The sequence below is a fragment of the 'Nostoc azollae' 0708 genome, from assembly GCF_000196515.1.
Classification (GTDB): domain Bacteria; phylum Cyanobacteriota; class Cyanobacteriia; order Cyanobacteriales; family Nostocaceae; genus Trichormus_B; species Trichormus_B azollae.
In genome coordinates, this window is the sequence record NC_014248.1 from 4034382 (window position 1) to 4050497 (window position 16116).

General features: G+C 38.2%; 15 protein-coding genes. 5 read left to right on the forward strand and 10 right to left on the reverse strand.

The window, feature by feature from the left end; all coding sequences use genetic code 11:
- Window positions 1–73: 73 nt before the first annotated feature.
- The 3 genes from kdpC to kdpA form a co-directional block, all read right to left on the reverse strand.
- Window positions 74–673: a K(+)-transporting ATPase subunit C gene (gene kdpC / locus AAZO_RS18845; RefSeq protein ID WP_013192474.1), complete on the reverse strand. Its 600-nt coding sequence runs from the start codon at window positions 671–673 to the stop codon at window positions 74–76.
- 316 nt (window positions 674–989) lie between these two features.
- Complete coding sequence (gene kdpB, locus AAZO_RS18850) at window positions 990–3119, reverse strand: potassium-transporting ATPase subunit KdpB (protein WP_013192475.1); 2130 nt, start codon at window positions 3117–3119, stop codon at window positions 990–992.
- Window positions 3120–3243: 124 nt separating this feature from the next.
- Entirely contained in the window at window positions 3244–4929 is a 1686-nt protein-coding gene (gene kdpA / locus AAZO_RS18855; protein ID WP_013192476.1) for a potassium-transporting ATPase subunit KdpA, read from the reverse strand.
- Here kdpA and AAZO_RS34200 point away from each other — a divergent pair.
- The 4 genes from AAZO_RS34200 to truB all read left to right on the forward strand — a co-directional run bounded on the left by AAZO_RS34200 (window position 4921) and on the right by truB (window position 9992).
- On the forward strand, window positions 4921–5124 hold the full coding sequence (locus AAZO_RS34200; protein ID WP_144031331.1) for a hypothetical protein: 204 nt from the start codon (window positions 4921–4923) through the stop codon (window positions 5122–5124). The genes kdpA and AAZO_RS34200 overlap by 9 nt on opposite strands.
- Window positions 5125–5887: 763 nt before the next feature.
- Complete coding sequence (locus AAZO_RS18860; RefSeq protein WP_013192478.1) at window positions 5888–6826, forward strand: DMT family transporter; 939 nt, start codon at window positions 5888–5890, stop codon at window positions 6824–6826.
- Window positions 6827–7246: 420 nt separating this feature from the next.
- Window positions 7247–9052: an alpha/beta hydrolase gene (locus tag AAZO_RS18865; protein WP_013192479.1), complete on the forward strand. Its 1806-nt coding sequence runs from the start codon at window positions 7247–7249 to the stop codon at window positions 9050–9052.
- Between the two features lie 64 nt (window positions 9053–9116).
- On the forward strand, window positions 9117–9992 hold the full coding sequence (gene truB / locus AAZO_RS18870) for a tRNA pseudouridine(55) synthase TruB (RefSeq protein WP_013192480.1): 876 nt from the start codon (window positions 9117–9119) through the stop codon (window positions 9990–9992).
- 15 nt (window positions 9993–10007) lie between these two features.
- Here truB and AAZO_RS41630 read toward each other — a convergent pair whose 3' ends face one another.
- Window positions 10008–10142 (reverse strand): hypothetical protein, encoded by a 135-nt coding sequence (locus tag AAZO_RS41630; RefSeq protein WP_013192481.1) that lies wholly within the window; start codon window positions 10140–10142, stop codon window positions 10008–10010.
- A gap of 555 nt (window positions 10143–10697) precedes the next feature.
- Here AAZO_RS41630 and AAZO_RS18875 point away from each other — a divergent pair.
- Window positions 10698–10925, forward strand: a complete 228-nt coding sequence (locus AAZO_RS18875) for a transposase family protein (protein WP_041641430.1) — start codon at window positions 10698–10700, stop codon at window positions 10923–10925.
- A gap of 756 nt (window positions 10926–11681) precedes the next feature.
- Here the strand turns inward: AAZO_RS18875 and AAZO_RS18880 are convergent.
- The 6 genes from AAZO_RS18880 to AAZO_RS18905 all read right to left on the reverse strand — a co-directional run bounded on the left by AAZO_RS18880 (window position 11682) and on the right by AAZO_RS18905 (window position 15875).
- The gene (locus AAZO_RS18880) at window positions 11682–11978 is read right to left on the reverse strand and encodes a hypothetical protein (protein ID WP_013192482.1); all 297 of its coding nucleotides are present in this window, start codon (window positions 11976–11978) and stop codon (window positions 11682–11684) included.
- 85 nt (window positions 11979–12063) lie between these two features.
- Entirely contained in the window at window positions 12064–12351 is a 288-nt protein-coding gene (locus tag AAZO_RS18885) for a response regulator (protein ID WP_041641433.1), read from the reverse strand.
- Window positions 12352–12472: 121 nt separating this feature from the next.
- Window positions 12473–13390 carry a tetratricopeptide repeat protein gene (locus AAZO_RS18890; protein WP_013192483.1) on the reverse strand — a complete coding sequence of 306 codons (918 nt, stop codon included), beginning with the start codon at window positions 13388–13390 and terminating at the stop codon, window positions 12473–12475.
- An 86-nt stretch (window positions 13391–13476) separates the two neighbouring features.
- A complete protein-coding gene (gene petJ, locus AAZO_RS18895; protein WP_013192484.1) occupies window positions 13477–13812 on the reverse strand; it encodes a cytochrome c6 PetJ in 336 nt (111 codons plus the stop codon).
- Between the two features lie 263 nt (window positions 13813–14075).
- Entirely contained in the window at window positions 14076–14567 is a 492-nt protein-coding gene (locus AAZO_RS18900) for a GNAT family N-acetyltransferase (protein WP_013192485.1), read from the reverse strand.
- 138 nt (window positions 14568–14705) lie between these two features.
- On the reverse strand, window positions 14706–15875 hold the full coding sequence (locus AAZO_RS18905; protein ID WP_013192486.1) for an RpoD/SigA family RNA polymerase sigma factor: 1170 nt from the start codon (window positions 15873–15875) through the stop codon (window positions 14706–14708).
- Window positions 15876–16116: the final 241 nt, after the last annotated feature.

The following is a 16116-nucleotide window of genomic DNA, read 5'->3' on the forward strand; positions in this document are numbered from 1 at the left end:
TTTGATAATAATCTCACTTTTTCCCGTTGCTCCCGGAGCAGAGGGGAAAAATTTCATGCCCAATGCCCAATGATTAATCTTGATTACGGTTAAACTCCTGCAAATCAAGAGCATAATTTAACCGCAAAACATTGACACCTGGTTCACCAAAAATTCCTAAAAATCTGCCATCTGTATACTTATTAATGAGAGGAATTATTTCATCCTCTTTTATCCCTCTTGCCTGTGTAACCCTTGCTAACTGCTGTCGTGTAGCTTTCAAAGAAATATGAGGATCTAAACCTGATCCAGAAGTGTAAATTAAATCAGGTGATGGCTGAATACTTTCATCCTGAAATTCAGTAGCTTCCTCAATAATTCTAGTAGTTAGCTCTGGATTACTAGCAGCAAGATTACTTCCTCCAGATATACCTGTAGGCTTGGCTTTTCTTCCCTGACTATATTTCACCACACTGGGACGACTATGAAAATATTTATCTGATGTAAAAATTTGACCAATCAAAGACGAACCTATTGGTTGAGCTTCTATATTTAAAATAATGCTGCCATTTGCGGAAGTTGGGAAAGCAAACTGACCAAATGCCAGAATAGCCAGAGGATAGATTATTGCTGTTAATAACCAAAGTAATAAAGTCACACGAATCGCTCGGATAGCTTCTGGAATAAACATCATAATTTAATTATGGTAATTGGTAATTGGTAATTGGTAATTGGTAATTGGTAATTGGTAATTGGTAATTGGTAATTGGTAATTGGTAATTGGTAATTGGTAATTGGTAATTGGTAATTGGTAATTGGTAATTGGTAATTGGTAATTGGTAATTGGTAATTAGTAATTCGTGATTGGTGATTGGTGATTGGTGATTGGTGATTGGTAATAAAATAGTTATTTTACTCCTGGAAAACCTTAAATTCTAGACATACTGATATGGCTTGCGCCACCCTACGCTATCAGAAAATTTTCCCTGCTCCCTACACCCTATTCTTAATTAAGCTAAACCTGCAAATGTAATCAACATATCTATGAATTTAATGGCAATAAATGGAACAATCACCCCACCCAAGCCATAAATAAGAATATTGCGTTGCAGAAGTTGATTAGCAGTCCAGGGTCGAAATTTTACACCCTTCAAAGCTAAAGGGATTAAAGCTGGAATAATTAAAGCATTATAAATCAGTGCTGACAGTATCGCAGAGTTAACACTGGTTAATTTCATAATATTTAAGCTGTTGAGATTAGCAGCAGCAAAAATCACCGGGATAATGGCAAAATACTTAGCTATATCATTGGCGATGGAGAATATGGTCAATGCTCCACGAGTAATGAGCAATTGTTTACCAATGCTGACAATATCAACTAGTTTTGTGGGATCAGAATCCAAATCCACCATATTAGCAGCTTCTTTAGCGGATTTAGTGCCTGTATTCATGGCTATTCCTACATCAGCCTGCGCTAAAGCGAGTGCATCATTAGTGCCGTCTCCGGTCATCGCCACCACTTTGCCTTCTGCTTGTTCCCGTTGAATAATGCTGACTTTATCTTCTGGTGTGGCTTTGGCTATGAATTCATCTACTCCAGCTTCTTTAGCAATGACAGAAGCCGTGATGCGATTGTCTCCAGTTAGCATCACTGTTCGGACTCCCATGCGTCGTAGTTGATCAAAACGTTCATGGATTCCAGGTTTAACAATATCTTTTAGATAAATGACACCATAGATTTCATTATCTAGGCAAACCAATAGGGGTGTACCGCCTTGGTGGGAAACTGCTTCATAAGCAGTGACTAGTTCTGGGGTTTCATTTCCATTGTGCGATGCTCCAGAAGAGCCCCTACGCGATCGCACAAAACCTTTAATTGCTCCGACTGCGCCTTTCCGTACTTCGTGTCCACCTGGCAAATTAGTGCCACTCATGCGAGTTGTCGCTGAAAATTCCACACCTTGGCATTTTTTGCGATCGATATCAAATTTTGCGCCACATTTTTCTGCTAGTCGGACAATAGATTTACCCTCTGGAGTATCGTCAAATATACTAGCGCCTAAAGCAACGTTAGCAATTTCTGCCATTGAGTGAGCATTGATGGGAAGAAAGGCTTCTGCTAAACGGTTGCCCAGGGTAATTGTACCTGTTTTATCTAAAACCAAAGTATTGATATCCCCACAGGCTTCCACCACCCTGCCAGAGGTGGCAATCAGGTTAAATTGGGCCACTCTATCCATACCTGCGATACCAATGGCACTGAGTAAGCCGCCGATGGTGGTGGGGATGAGGGCAACTAACAAGGCAATTAGTACAGGGATGCTGACAGGACTTTTAACATAGTAGGCAAAGACTGGCAAGGTGGCGACGACAATGAAAAAGGCGGTGGTAAGAACTGCTAGTAATACTGTTAAAGCAATTTCATTAGGTGTTTTAGTACATTCTGCCCCTTCGACCAAATCAATCATCCGGTCAATGAATCCTTTACCAGGGTCAGCGGTAATACGAATAATTAATTCATCGGAGATGATACGTGTACCACCTGTAACGGAACTGGAAACGTCTGAACCTGATTCTTTGAGGACTGGGGCTGATTCGCCGGTAATTGCTGATTCATCTACAGAGGCGATACCCAGAATTACTTCGCCATCGGCGGGGATCATATCACCAGCAACAACGTAAACAGTATCACCTTGTTTGAGGGTAGTGGAAGAAATTTCTGTGATTGTGCCATCAACAACAATTTTTTTGGCGATGGTTTCTGATCTGGTAGATCGTAATGCATCTGCTTGGGCTTTACCTCTTCCTTCTGCTAAGGCTTCGGCAAAATTGGCAAAAATAACTGTCGAAAACAAAATTAGTGTTAATAAACCATTGAATAGTTGGGGGTTTTTCTGGGTGACTGGCCCAAATAATGGTGGGTAAATTGTAGCGGCTAGGGTGGTAGTTGTTGCTAACCAAACCAAAAACATGACGGGATTTTGAATAGCATATTTGGGGTATAGCTTGATAAAGGTATCTCTAATTACTCTGGTATAGAGTAGTTTGGTACTGACTCGGACTTTTTTGCGTTTTTGACGGCGATCACTAGGACGAGAACGGGGTGACTTTGGTCTAGGAGTAGTTGTAGCGGAATTCATAAACGGGGATTGGTGATTGGTCATTGATGATTGGTCATTAGTCATTGGTCATTGGTCATTAGGAAAATTACTTCCCCGTCTTCCCTATCTTCCTCATCTCCCCCAGTCCCCAGTCACCAGTTACCTAGCTTCCACCAGCTAGTTTAAAACCTTCGGCTATGGGTCCTAAAGCTAAAACGGGGAAGAAGGTGAGGAGTCCCAAAATAATAGTTACGCCAGCCGTGACGGTGGTAAACAGTAGGGAATCGGTTCTGAAAGTACCACGGGTTTCTGGTGGTTTTGGTTTATGGGACATACTATCAGCTAAGAGGAGCATGGCCATAATGGGAATGTACCGCCCTGCTAAAATGCTGAAACTTGTGCTTAAGTTCCACCACAAAGTGTTATCTTTTAATCCTTCTAAGCCAGAACCGTTATTAGCTGAGGCTGAAGCATATTCATAAACTACTTGAGAAATGCCGTGAAAGCCTGGGTTGCTAATTCCTGATAGGGAAATAGGATATGCTAGGGCGATCGCACTGGGAATCAAAACTACAATCGGGTGAATCAAAAAGACTATGCTGGCCAGGACAATTTCTGGTTGTTCAATTTTGCGCCCGAAAAATTCCGGGGTGCGTCCTACCATTAACCCGGTGATGAAAACAGTGAGAATTAGGTAAATAAATAGGTAGGCTGTTCCTGTTCCTTGTCCACCCCAAATAATTTGGAGGAACATATTAAATAAAGTCGAAAATATGCCAGAAGGCATCAGGGAATCCTGCATTCCATTCACAGCACCACACATAGTAGCCGTAGTGGCAACAGCCCATAATGCTGTTTCTGCCCAGCCAAGTCGTAGTTCTTTACCTTCTAAATTTGGTAATTGTACACCCAACGCATTATTAATCAGGGGATTTCCTTGTAGTTCACCTGCTGCTGTAATCCAAATTAAAACTACGAAGATGATAAATACCGTCCAAAACAGCAACCAAGTTTGTTTCAGATTATTGGCAAATACGCCGTAGGTATAAATTAAGGATGTCGGAATAGCTAACATGGCGATGATTTCTATCAAGTTAGCAGCACCATTAGGATTTTCAAAGGGATGGGCAGAGTTCGCACCAAAAAAGCCGCCTCCGTTTTCACCTAACATTTTAATCATTTCAAAGGAGGCTACTGGCCCTCTAGCAATATATTGGGTTCCTCCTTCTAAGGTTTGAACAACCAGAGTTTCGTTGAATGTTTGTGGTACACCAAGGGCTATAAGTGTGATCGCCCCAATTATCGAAAGGGGTAATAATATCCGGGTAATAGCACGGGTGATATCAAAATAAAAATTCCCTAACTTTCTTCCTGTCAACCCGCGAATAAAAGCTATACCTACGGATAAACCAGTCGCTGCTGATGTGAACATCAAAAAACCTAAAGCTGCTGTTTGGCTAAAGTAGCTTAAAGTTGTTTCACCGGTGTAATGTTGCTGGTCAGTATTAGTTAAAAAAGATATCGTTGTGTGTAGCAATATATCCCATGTAGGCGTACCAAATCTGTTAGGATTCCAAGGTAATAATCTCTGAAAAGAGATTAATGCATACACAGAAATACCCATGACTAAGTTACTATATATTACTGCTCGAATATACTGCCAAACAGTCATTTCCTCTTTTTTACGGACTCCTGCTAGTATATAAAGAATCTTCTCTATCGGGTTCAGTATCAAGTCAAGTATTGTGTTTTCTCCCAAGAAGACACGGGCTATGTATCTACCTAATTGGGGAGTAATTAATACGACAATAGATAGCGTTAACGCAATTTGTAAAAAACCTTGTCCCATGTACTTTCTACTCGATTAAACTTAAATTTTATAAAACTACTGCAAAAGATATTAGTTCCTAGTCGGCACTATGGCTATAGCTTACGTGACAACGTAGGAGTCATCAGCCAAGCTGTGCTATCAGAAGGAAAAAGGGTACATTATTTACCCCTGCAACGGGAGCAACTCTGCACCTCTGCAACCCTACACTTTTAAATGGGGTTGTAATGGCGATGACTCCTGTAATTATACTTACTCTCACCTCAATGATTGAAAATGATTGAGGTGAGAGTAATTTTCTGATTAATCAGTTTTTTTTACCTACTTTCCGTAGTTTCAGTAAATTTAGATAAAATTTTATGCTACTTGATTTATTACCTCAACAGTTAGATATTTTGACACAAGATCTGCAATTAATTAAATTGCTCGTTAGATATAATTTTTTTTTGATTATTTCCCATACATATTATTAGTCTCAATCCATACATACGGCTGTAAATCGTATATTTGCGTATATAAATTATCGTAAAAGTATGATCATGGCATTGACACTCTCCCACTAACCTAGCGGTATAGCGGTAGTTAAGAGTGCGACATTTAAGATAGAGAATATAGCTGGATTTGTAATAGTTTACGTGACGTGGCTATACTTACTCCCTAAGAGACGCTACGCGAACGTAGAGGCTTTTAACAAGGAATAGGGAACAAGAAAATAATGTGTATAATTAATTAATGGAGAGAACAATCGCCACCCAAACAGGATTATTTATACCAGAGCTTATTGGTTAATTAAACTGGATTTAGACCCTATTTATAAAATAAATATTAAGTAGGGTGTGTTACTTACGGCTATGTCAGGATTTAGGAATTTGAGAGAGTAAGAATTAGCCATAACACACCCTAAAATTTTAGGAATTAGGGTTTTTGTTTATTTTAAATGGTTGGTCTCTTTACGCTGTACTGTACTAAATATCACTGAATGATGCATCAAACTTCCGGTCGCTGGCGTTTAGGCCTAGGTTTATCCTTACTAACGGTTTTTTTATGGGGTATTCTACCAATTGCCCTCAAGGTAACGCTACAAGCACTAGATGTCTACACTGTCATTTGGTTTCGCTTTTTGATGTCGTTTGTATTGCTGATGATTTATTTATATGTGCAGAAAAAATTACCAACTTTAGAACAATTAGAGACTAATTCTCGCAAATTATTAGCAATAGCAACAATATTTTTGGCAGCTAATTACTTTTTCTTCATGCAAGGTTTAGCGTTAGCAGGTGCTGTTAATGCTGAAGTGATAATTCAGTTAGCTGCTGTTTTATTAGGTTTTGGTGGTTTGGTAATTTTTAAAGAGCGTTATACATTACGGCAATGGTTTGGTGTTAGTGTCTTAACTTTAGGTTTTATGCTATTTTTTAAAGCTCAATTAACGAATTTAATCACAGCACAGGGACAATATCTTTTAGGCAGTGGATTAATAGTCATAGGTGCAGTAGCATGGGCAATTTATGCCTTGATACAAAAGCAGCTATTACAATCTTTTTCATCCTCTAATATCATGCTCATAATTTATGGTGGATGTACTTTATTATTCACTCCTTTAGCGAAACTCAATACAATTTTTACCCTTGATATTCTTCATTTAGGAATGCTGCTGTTTTGTGGATTAAACACTCTCATTGCCTATGGTGCTTTTGCTGAATCATTAGAACATTGGGAAGCTTCAAGAGTGAGTGCTATATTAGCTTTAGCTCCTCTTGTAACTTTAATATCAGTTTGGTTGGTTGCAAATATTTTCCCTACTTTAATTACGCCAGAACATATAACATTAATAGGAATTGTTGGCGCATTGTTAGTTGTTTCTAGTTCGGTAACGATTGCGTTGGGTAAATCTGAAGAAAAGGGGACAGGGGGATGAGGGTAATGAGGGGGATATTTTTGTAAGCATTCAGCTAATGCCTAACGTCATGCTACACGAACAGCCATCAGCAGTTAGCTTTTTCAGGCTAACGGCAAAAATACCTATTTGATAATTAACCAATTTCTCAAACATTCTGACTCCTGACTCCTGACTCCTATATCGTCACATAAGCTATCGCAATAGTTCTGAATTCCTACTATATGTCAAGTTATTTGATATCATCCAAAGCTACTAAATAAACACTGAGGTAAAGTATTTTTTAGTTTGTTAGGATCTTAAGGTGAGAAATCTCAAAAACATCCACAAATATCAGGGAATATATAGTATATAAATAATTAATCAATATAATCAACAGGGTGTCTGAATAACTACCAAATTTAACGCCTCGCTAAACAACGTCACTGAAACATTTGAGCGATGAATAGTTTGTTTGGTAATTGGGCCAACACCCTGAGAAAAAATTCTCTATTGCTGGTACTTTTAATGCTGCTGCCAACATTGGGAATTAGTAATTCTGTCATGGCAGCCGAGAAAATCTATGCTTCTTATTCTATACTAGAAATTCCCATTCCCGTGATTAGTTTGGAAACTTATGTAAAAACGGGAGTAATTGATGATGAGTTAGCAATTTCTAAACAGTATATTTCATTTAAAAAACTGCAAGAATTACGACAAATTTTACTAAGGTCTGTAAAAATTAGTCCGGCTATTGCTGCACGATTTCTCCACACCCAACAAGGAGAATTCCTACTGCGACGTCTAGCAGAAGTAATAAAAACTAAATCTTTGGTACCTGAATCAGAATTCAATGCTTTACGTGATGCGATCATTGCTGCTTCTGGTGAACCGGAAGGCTTGAGTTTATTGAATTTGTTACGGAACTATCCCAGCAGCACTGTTCATCTTAAGTTAGGTGATAGTTTAGAAATAGCTGGTAAACTAGAACAACTAATTAGTGAAACTGATAAAGCAATCGCAGCAATTCAACAATTATCAAATATCGAAGCTGGTAAGATCCGAAATGTAAATCTATCGCCATTGCCAGATTTACAAACTGAAGGAAATTTTCAATCAAATAAGTACACGCTGGAATTTTTTGACTCTACCCGTAATCGCCGTTTGTTTACAGATGTTTATATTCCTAACGTTCCCCACCCCACACCAGTAATTGTGATTTCTCATGGCTTAGGTTTAGACAGCAGTAACTTTCGTTATTTAGCTCATCATTTGGCTTCCCGCGGATTAGCTGTTGTCGTTCCTAATCATCCAGTTAGTCAGGATCAACAGCCACAAAAGCAATTTTTCATCAAGAGAAATACGCGTAAAGTTATAGAGGCTGGTGAATTTTTAGATCAACCTTTAGATATAAAATACATATTAGATCAACTCCAAAACTCTAACCAATATGATCCAATTTTTAAAGGTAAATTAAACTTGGAACAGGTGGGAGTATTTGGTCAATCTTTTGGTGGTTACACTGCTCTAGTTTTAGCAGGTGCAAAGATTAATTTCGAACAGCTAGAACAAGATTGTCAACCAGATGTGCTGCGAGATACCTGGAATATGTCTTTACTGCTGCAATGTCGCGCTTTAGAATTACAAACGAAGTCCAGACAAAAATATAATTTTAATTTACGGGATGAAAGAGTTAAAGCTGCAATTGCTGTTAATCCCATTACTAGCTCTATTTTCGGTCAAGTTGGCTTGAATCAAATTCAAACTCCTGTCATGTTTGTTAGTAGCAGTGAAGATACTGTTGCACCAGCTTTATATGAACAAATTTTACCGTTTTCCTGGTTAACGCATCCCCATAAATATCTGGTTATGCTTGTGGGTGGAACTCATTTTTCTAGTATTGGTAATAGTAATACTGGTAGTCAGCAAGTCCGATTACCTACAGATATGATTGGTAATGCTTCCCAAGCGCGTAGTTATATAAATGCGTTTAGCTTGTCGTTTTTCCAAACGTATGTTTCTCAAAAGCCACAATATATTCCCTACCTGAATGCGGGTTACGCTAAAACTATTTCTAGTCAGTTTTTGGGGTTGAGTCTTGTGCAGTCTTTGAATAGTCAAGAATTCGCCTCAGTATTAGGTAGTAATATTCAGGAAGTGATCCCCGGGAAAAAAACTTCCTACAACCATAATCAGGTTTGGATTTTGGATTTGAGATATTGGTGTATCCTTGCTTCATGTCATGATTTTTTTGTGATGTATTTTTAATCTATTCATCTTGCTCACTCCATCGAATATAATTAATTACGAATTACGAATTACCAATGATTTTGTGCAGGGCTTTCTGAATTTAAACAAACCTTATGGCTGGACTTCCCACGACTGCGTAGCGCGGGTACGTAAACTCTTGCGTCTAAAACGGGTGGGACACGCAGGAACTTTAGATCCAGCAGCTACTGGGATTTTACTGATCGCTTTGGGTAAAGCTACCAGGTTATTACAATATTTACCTGGTGAAAAAGCTTATCAAGCTACTGTTCGCCTTGGTGTACGTACAACTACTGATGATTTAGAAGGGGAAGTGATTACTTCTCAACCTTGTGCTGGGTTAAGTTTGGCAGATATAAAAACAGCACTTTCACAATTTATAGGTAAAATTGAGCAAATTCCTCCCAGTTATAGCGCCATTCAAGTTGATGGACAACGTTTGTATGATTTGGCACGAAAAGGCGAAATGGTACTTGCACCAACGAGAACAGTAGAAGTTTTAAATATAGAAGTTTTAGACTGGCGTGATGGGGATTTTCCAGAATTGGATCTGGCGCTCGCTTGTAGTGCAGGAACCTATATTAGAGCGATCGCTCGTGATTTAGGTATAGTTCTAAATACGGGTGGCACTCTCGCCGCTTTGATAAGAACAGAAAGCAGCAGTTTTTGCTTACAAGACAGTGTCACCCTCACAGATTTAGAAACCCAACTTCAAACCGGTACATTTCAACCCATACCCGCAGATGCAGCTTTACAAACGTTACCATCTGTAAATATATCGGGAACATTTGCCAAAAAATGGTGTCAAGGTCAGCAAGTTCCTCTAGATATTGATTTGCTGGGACTGGTAAGAGTCTATGAAGAAGCCCGCTTTTTAGGTATTGCCCAAATCCAAGACCATATCTTGATTCCCCAAATGGTTTTTGAACCTATTTCTTAGTTTCAAGGTAAGCATTCAGCCATAAGCAGTCAGCTTTTTCAGGCTAACGCCAATAATACCTAATTGATAATTAACAAATTTCTCAAATATTCTAACTCCTGATTCCTGACTCCTGACTCCTGAATTCTTACGTTTCAAGGAAAATACCATTTGCAGAAATCCGATTTGATTGATTAAATTACTTGTGGAGAGTGGAAATTCTGTATTTCCACCCTATCAGCAGCCATATTTTTATATAACTACGGAATTGGCTTTTGTAAATGTGGATTTTAAATAAAGTATTAAGGGCTATTTTAGTATGATGAATTTCTAAAGGTATATTAGTACTGTTTTAAAAAATGTAGTCGGACTTTCTCCAGCCCTGATAATTTTATCAAGTTTTTGTTTACCAACATTAGACCTATCAGGAAAATTAACTTGGTGTGGAAAAAATGGTAGAAGGGAATCTTGAGGGTGTAGGAAAAGGAAAAATCCACTAAATTAACTATATTCAAGAATATCCACATCGTAGAAAACAAATACTGGGAATAACTAACCATAAGTTTCAAGACTTGTTAGCCCAATGTGGAATGTAGCATAAAAAACTTCAAGGTGACATAGAAAGTAAAAAGATAGGTATAAATCACAAAGGAGGAGGGGGGAAACGGAAACTAGAGATAAAAGAAAAAAGAAGAGGTATGTCTATGCTTATTCTATTGGAGGAAAATGCCAACATTTGAGGTTTTAGGTTTGCATTTCGGTATATGGAAAACGGAAGCAAAGGACACATTTCATTACTGGATAGAGATATTACGAAATGTTTTCCCTCCTAGTCTCCTTAAACAGGTAGAAAAAGATTATAGCGATTATGCCATGGTGACTCAGAACAAAAGGCAGGAAACAAAGAGTTTTCTACCAAGGGTATTTTTGTTAAACAGGTCATTAGACTTGTAAAAATATCCCGGGTACCTAAACAAAGATTTCCCCTGGATTGCCCAATTTACTCACAAGTAATTCTTACTAACTATTTGTGGTTTAGTCACATTAGTAATTGGTTCATTAGCTTTGCCCATTTCATACATGTTATGGATATGAGGTCAGTTATGAATTAGTCATCAACATCTTCATGGATAGGAACTATTCGTAACTATTACCAACCCTGATTCTTTCCTTGGCTCTTTCCTCATCTTAACACTATGGAAAGCCAGACACATAATCCTTTCTAAATTTTCAGCCCTCTCTATTATCACAGTCCACTTCAAGTCCTAAACCTCCTCAACAACCTGACCGAGATAGCCCTGGAACTAGAGGTACAGCAGGATCAATATTTGGTTTGCCATCTGCGTCTCATGGTGGCGAACTGACTAGAACAGGTGGAGGAGGAAGAAGAAGAAATTCTTGTGTGACAACTAAATAATGAAAAACTATCTCTCACTACTTTAATGCTAAGATGGAATCATGAAGGCCAAACGGTTTCTGAAAATCCAAATTTGTATGTATATGTTCCCCAAAATACCACAAAATCTGGATAACTTGTGTTAATAGATGACCTGGGAAATGAAGTTTATCAAAGCGATTTGATCCCTCTTGAGCAGGGAATAGTCCAAGTTACGATTCCAGCTAGTGCTGCCCTCAAAATAGGCAAAAAATATTAATGGTACTTTACAATCATTTGTAATTCTGAAGACAGATCCTCCCTAATTTTTTTCCTTATTCCCAAGTTGCCACATCCCGTAAAACATGAGGAATTTCCCCTTGTGATAGGGGAAACTCTAACACTGTTTCTCTATATACCAAATATCCCGATTCAGTAAAAGACATCAGCATCCGCCCTAGTGCTAACCACACATCAGATTCATATTCCCAATCACTATAACGTCTAGAACGACCAGCAATTGAACGTAGGGCCCAAAAATAAGAATTTCTCACCACAGAACCACCTTTTTTAAATTCAGGTAAATCTTCGTGGTGAAGAAATAAAACATTATTTTCAATTCTCGCGCGCATAGCAATTTTAGATTTTAAAAACAGGTTGTCTAACCATAGGACTGATATTGCACTCCTGTTGCGACGAGTTTCACAACAGCTGTAACTAATTTTTCTGCGTTGGCTTGGATAAATGAATTTGATACCCTACTTGTAGTGCTTGTTTCTGGTCATCATCTCTAGCATAGGCGGTTAAGGCGATCACCGGGATTTTTCCACCGGCTTCTGGAGTCAACATTCTCAGGTGACGGATGACCATATAGCCATCCATATCGGGCATACTAGTATCGCTGACCAAAACATAAGGCTTTGTCTGTATTAAGACTTGTAATACTTCAAAAGCCGAAGATACTGCGATCGCCTCAGCCCCCTCTCGCTCTAATACCAAAACCACAAAATCTCGCGAATCAGCATCATCTTCAACAATTCAAACCTTCACACCAGCTAGAGATAAGAATTTAGATGACTGCTGATAGTTTGTTTAATGCTTAGATATTTAACATCAAATGTTAGGGTTATGCGATTTCTGATACTGATGATATTTCTTGTTGAACAATTTTAAGCAAGTCTAAAGTTTTCTGGGAAGCAAGTGTTTGTTCTTGTTTTGCAAAATATTTAGATGCTTGTTGTAAGTCAGCGATCGCTCTTTGATAATATTCTAAGTTATAGTTAGCTATTCCTCGGTTTAGATAAGCTAGAGCATTACTATGATTGAGTCTGATAACTTGGGAAAAATCATGCCTTGCTCCCAGATTATCACCTATGCGTCCACAAATACAACCTCGGTTAAAATAAGCTCTATCATCATTAGGGTTTAATTCAATTGCTAGACCAAAGTCTTGCATAGCTGCTGATAAATTTTGCAAATCAAAATAAGCTAAACCTCTGTCATTATATATATCTGATAATAAGAGATTATTGTTTGGAGTAATATTACTTAAAGCCTGATTATAATCAATAATTGCCTGGAAGTAATTCCCTTGTTCTGCAAAAGTGATACCCCGATTATAGTAAGCGCGGAAATCATCAGGTTTTATAGCCAGTGCTTGATTATAATCGGTAATAGCATCTAGATAATTACCTTTTCTGTATTCTGCTAATCCCCTCCTGAGATAAGCTTCTGAGTCATCAGTTACTAAATTTAATGCTTGGGTACAATCTGCGATCGCTTGATGATAATCTTGTAGTTGCAGGTAAGCTAAACAGCGATTTTTGTATGCTGCTGTATACTGATGTTGCATTTTAATAGCCAAATTTAAATATTCAATAGCAGCTTGGTAATTCTCTTGCTGCATTTGTTTTACACCCAATTTAAATAAATCAGTAGCTGTAATTTCGTTGTCAGTAACAGCTAATGAATGGGCACTGGGAGTGATAAATATCAAAGAAAAAGCTATAATGACACTGAAAATTAATCGCCAGAAATAAATCATAAACATCTCCTTTGATAATTTCAGTATGACAAAATTAGCGGGACAAAAAGCCCCGCATATTGTAAATTAATCAAATGCTAATTAACTTACTTCCATTCGTTACCTGCTTGTTCAAATACATAAGCAGCTACATTTTCAATTTGGGCAGGTTGTAACTTACCTTGGAAGGCAGGCATAGCACCTTTACCTTTTGTAACTTGAGCAAGAATAGCTTCTTCGGAGTACATATTGTACTTTTCTAAGTCTGCTTTTTTCAGACTTTTACCAGCATTAACTAGATTCTTCCCACCTGCATGACAAGAAGCACAGTTAGCTGTAAATACTGCTCTTCCAGCAGCAGCATCTGCCGCTAAAGCTGGACTACTGAAGGCAAAGGTGAAGATGGTGATGCCTAACAGTAATACTGAAATTATCTTTTTCATCTCGTGTTCTCTCTACAACAATTGCTGATTACGTGCAATATCCTTCCTTCATAATTCTCTTTTGATTAAGTTGTATTAGTCAAATGACAGGCTGTAAAACTTGGAGTTGATAATTGAGAAATTGAGATTGACTGATTGTGATATCAAGGGTTTAAGAGAGATGTAAATTTATGTAAAGTCAGATTGAGCAATGCCAAAGAATAAATCAAAAATTAAGGATTAAAGGCAATTATAATCAAGTTATCCTTTATCCTTGAAGATTTTTATTGATTTGCTAACTGTGTTAATCCTTCCTCAGTAACGCGACAAATTCGCCAATTTTCTAAAATATCTGCTCCCATGTTGCGATAAAATGTTTGTGCGGAAATATTCCAATCTAAAACACTCCATTCTAAACGTCCACAATTGCATTCTATAGCTATCTTTGCCAATTTAGTCAAGAGTGCTTTACCAATACCTTGCCCTCGATATTCTGGTAAAACAAATATATCTTCGAGATAAATTCCTGGCTTGGTGAGAAAGGTTGAATAATTATGAAAAAATAAAGCAAAACCCACGGTTCGACCTGCAATTTCGGCTAAGATTGCCTCTATATATTTTGGTTCACCAAATAGATGTTCTTTTAATGCTTGAGCGTTACCAGTAACAGCATCAGATAATTTTTCGTATTCTGCTAATCCTTGAATTAATTCAAACAGTACAGTGCAATCACTGGGTTCGGCAAAACGGACAATTAAATCGCTATGGGATGTCATTAGTCTTTAGTCTATAGTCCACAGTCCATAGTTTATAGTTACAGCAGGTAATAGGGAACAGGTGACCGTGAACAGTTAACAGTGAACAGTAGAAATACTGATAACTGATAACTGATAACTGATAACTGAACTAATGACTCATATCAACCACCCTTTTAAACGTTTAGCTATGTGGGGACGGCGTAATTTTCGCATGGCTTTACTTTGAATTTGGCGTACTCGTTCACGGGAAAGGTTGAACATATTACCAACTTCTTCTAGGGTGCAGGGTTCGCTGGTTGTTAGTCCATAGCGCAGAGAGATTACGTCTTTTTCTCGTGGGGTGAGGACATCTCCTAACACTTCCCAAATCTCCTGACGCATCATGTTTTCGTTCATTTTTGCTTCTGGAGATTGGTTATCTTCGTCTTCTAGTAAGTCCATTAATTCGGTGTCTTCTTCTTTACCGACACGGTGGTTAAGGGAGAGTGCTTGACGACGCAGTTGTTGGAGTTGACGCAGTTGTTGGATGCTAATTTCTAAGGCTGTGGCCATTTCTGCTTCCGAGGGGTTACGAGCTAGTTTTTGCTTTAGTTCGCGTTGAGCTTTTTTGAGTTTGTTAAGTTTTTCAACAATATGTATCGGTAAGCGAATGGTGCGGGCATCATTAGCGATCGCTCTTGTAATTGCCTGTCTAATCCACCAATAAGCGTAGGTTGAGAATTTATATCCTTTATCGGGGTCAAACTTTTCTGTAGCGCGGTTTAAACCCATTGCTCCTTCCTGAATCAAATCTAGAAAAGGAACTCCCCGGTTAAGATATCGTTTAGCAATAGATACTACTAGCCTTAAATTGGAGCGAATCATTTTTCGCTTGGCTACCCGTCCTTGATATAAGCGGCTTTCTAGTTGTTTTTCTGTCATCTCAAACTTAGCAGCTACTTCGCTTCTGCTTGGTTGCTGTCCTAGTTCTTCTTCTAAAGCCGCTTGTAAGTCTTTTACTTCTTCTAAAAACCTAACTCGTCGTGCTAATTCTACTTCTTCATCAGGTTTAAGGAGGGGATAACGCGCCATTTCTTTGAAAAAAGCGCCTACAGCATCGTCATGTTCGGTTTTATTGTATCCGGAAGGACGAGCCGCGGCCATTTCATCGCCATCGCGTTCATCTAACTCCAAATTTTCTATGATTGAAGAGTCTTCAAATACTACTGCTTCTAAACTATCAAGTGATGGTTCTTCATGATCAGCAGCAGTCTCTAGTATTTCCATTGTTCCCAATTCAGCAAGATTCATAGTTTCCTTTCGGGATTGTTGCTTTGTTTGGTACATAATTTAGTGATAGCTGCTCGTGTGAGGATTGGTAGTTTCCCTAAGAGACAAATACACCCATTTATTTGGCGAAATACAATCTTCTTGAAAATTCCTGAGTCGGAATAAAAATCTGTATCTGCCTATCATATTTTGCTTACTTTTAGATACAACTTATATGGTCTTTGCACCCAAAATACCATCTTTTTCCACTACCAGCAGACATATTCCTCTTTTTTTTGCTAATCACCAACTATGTCAA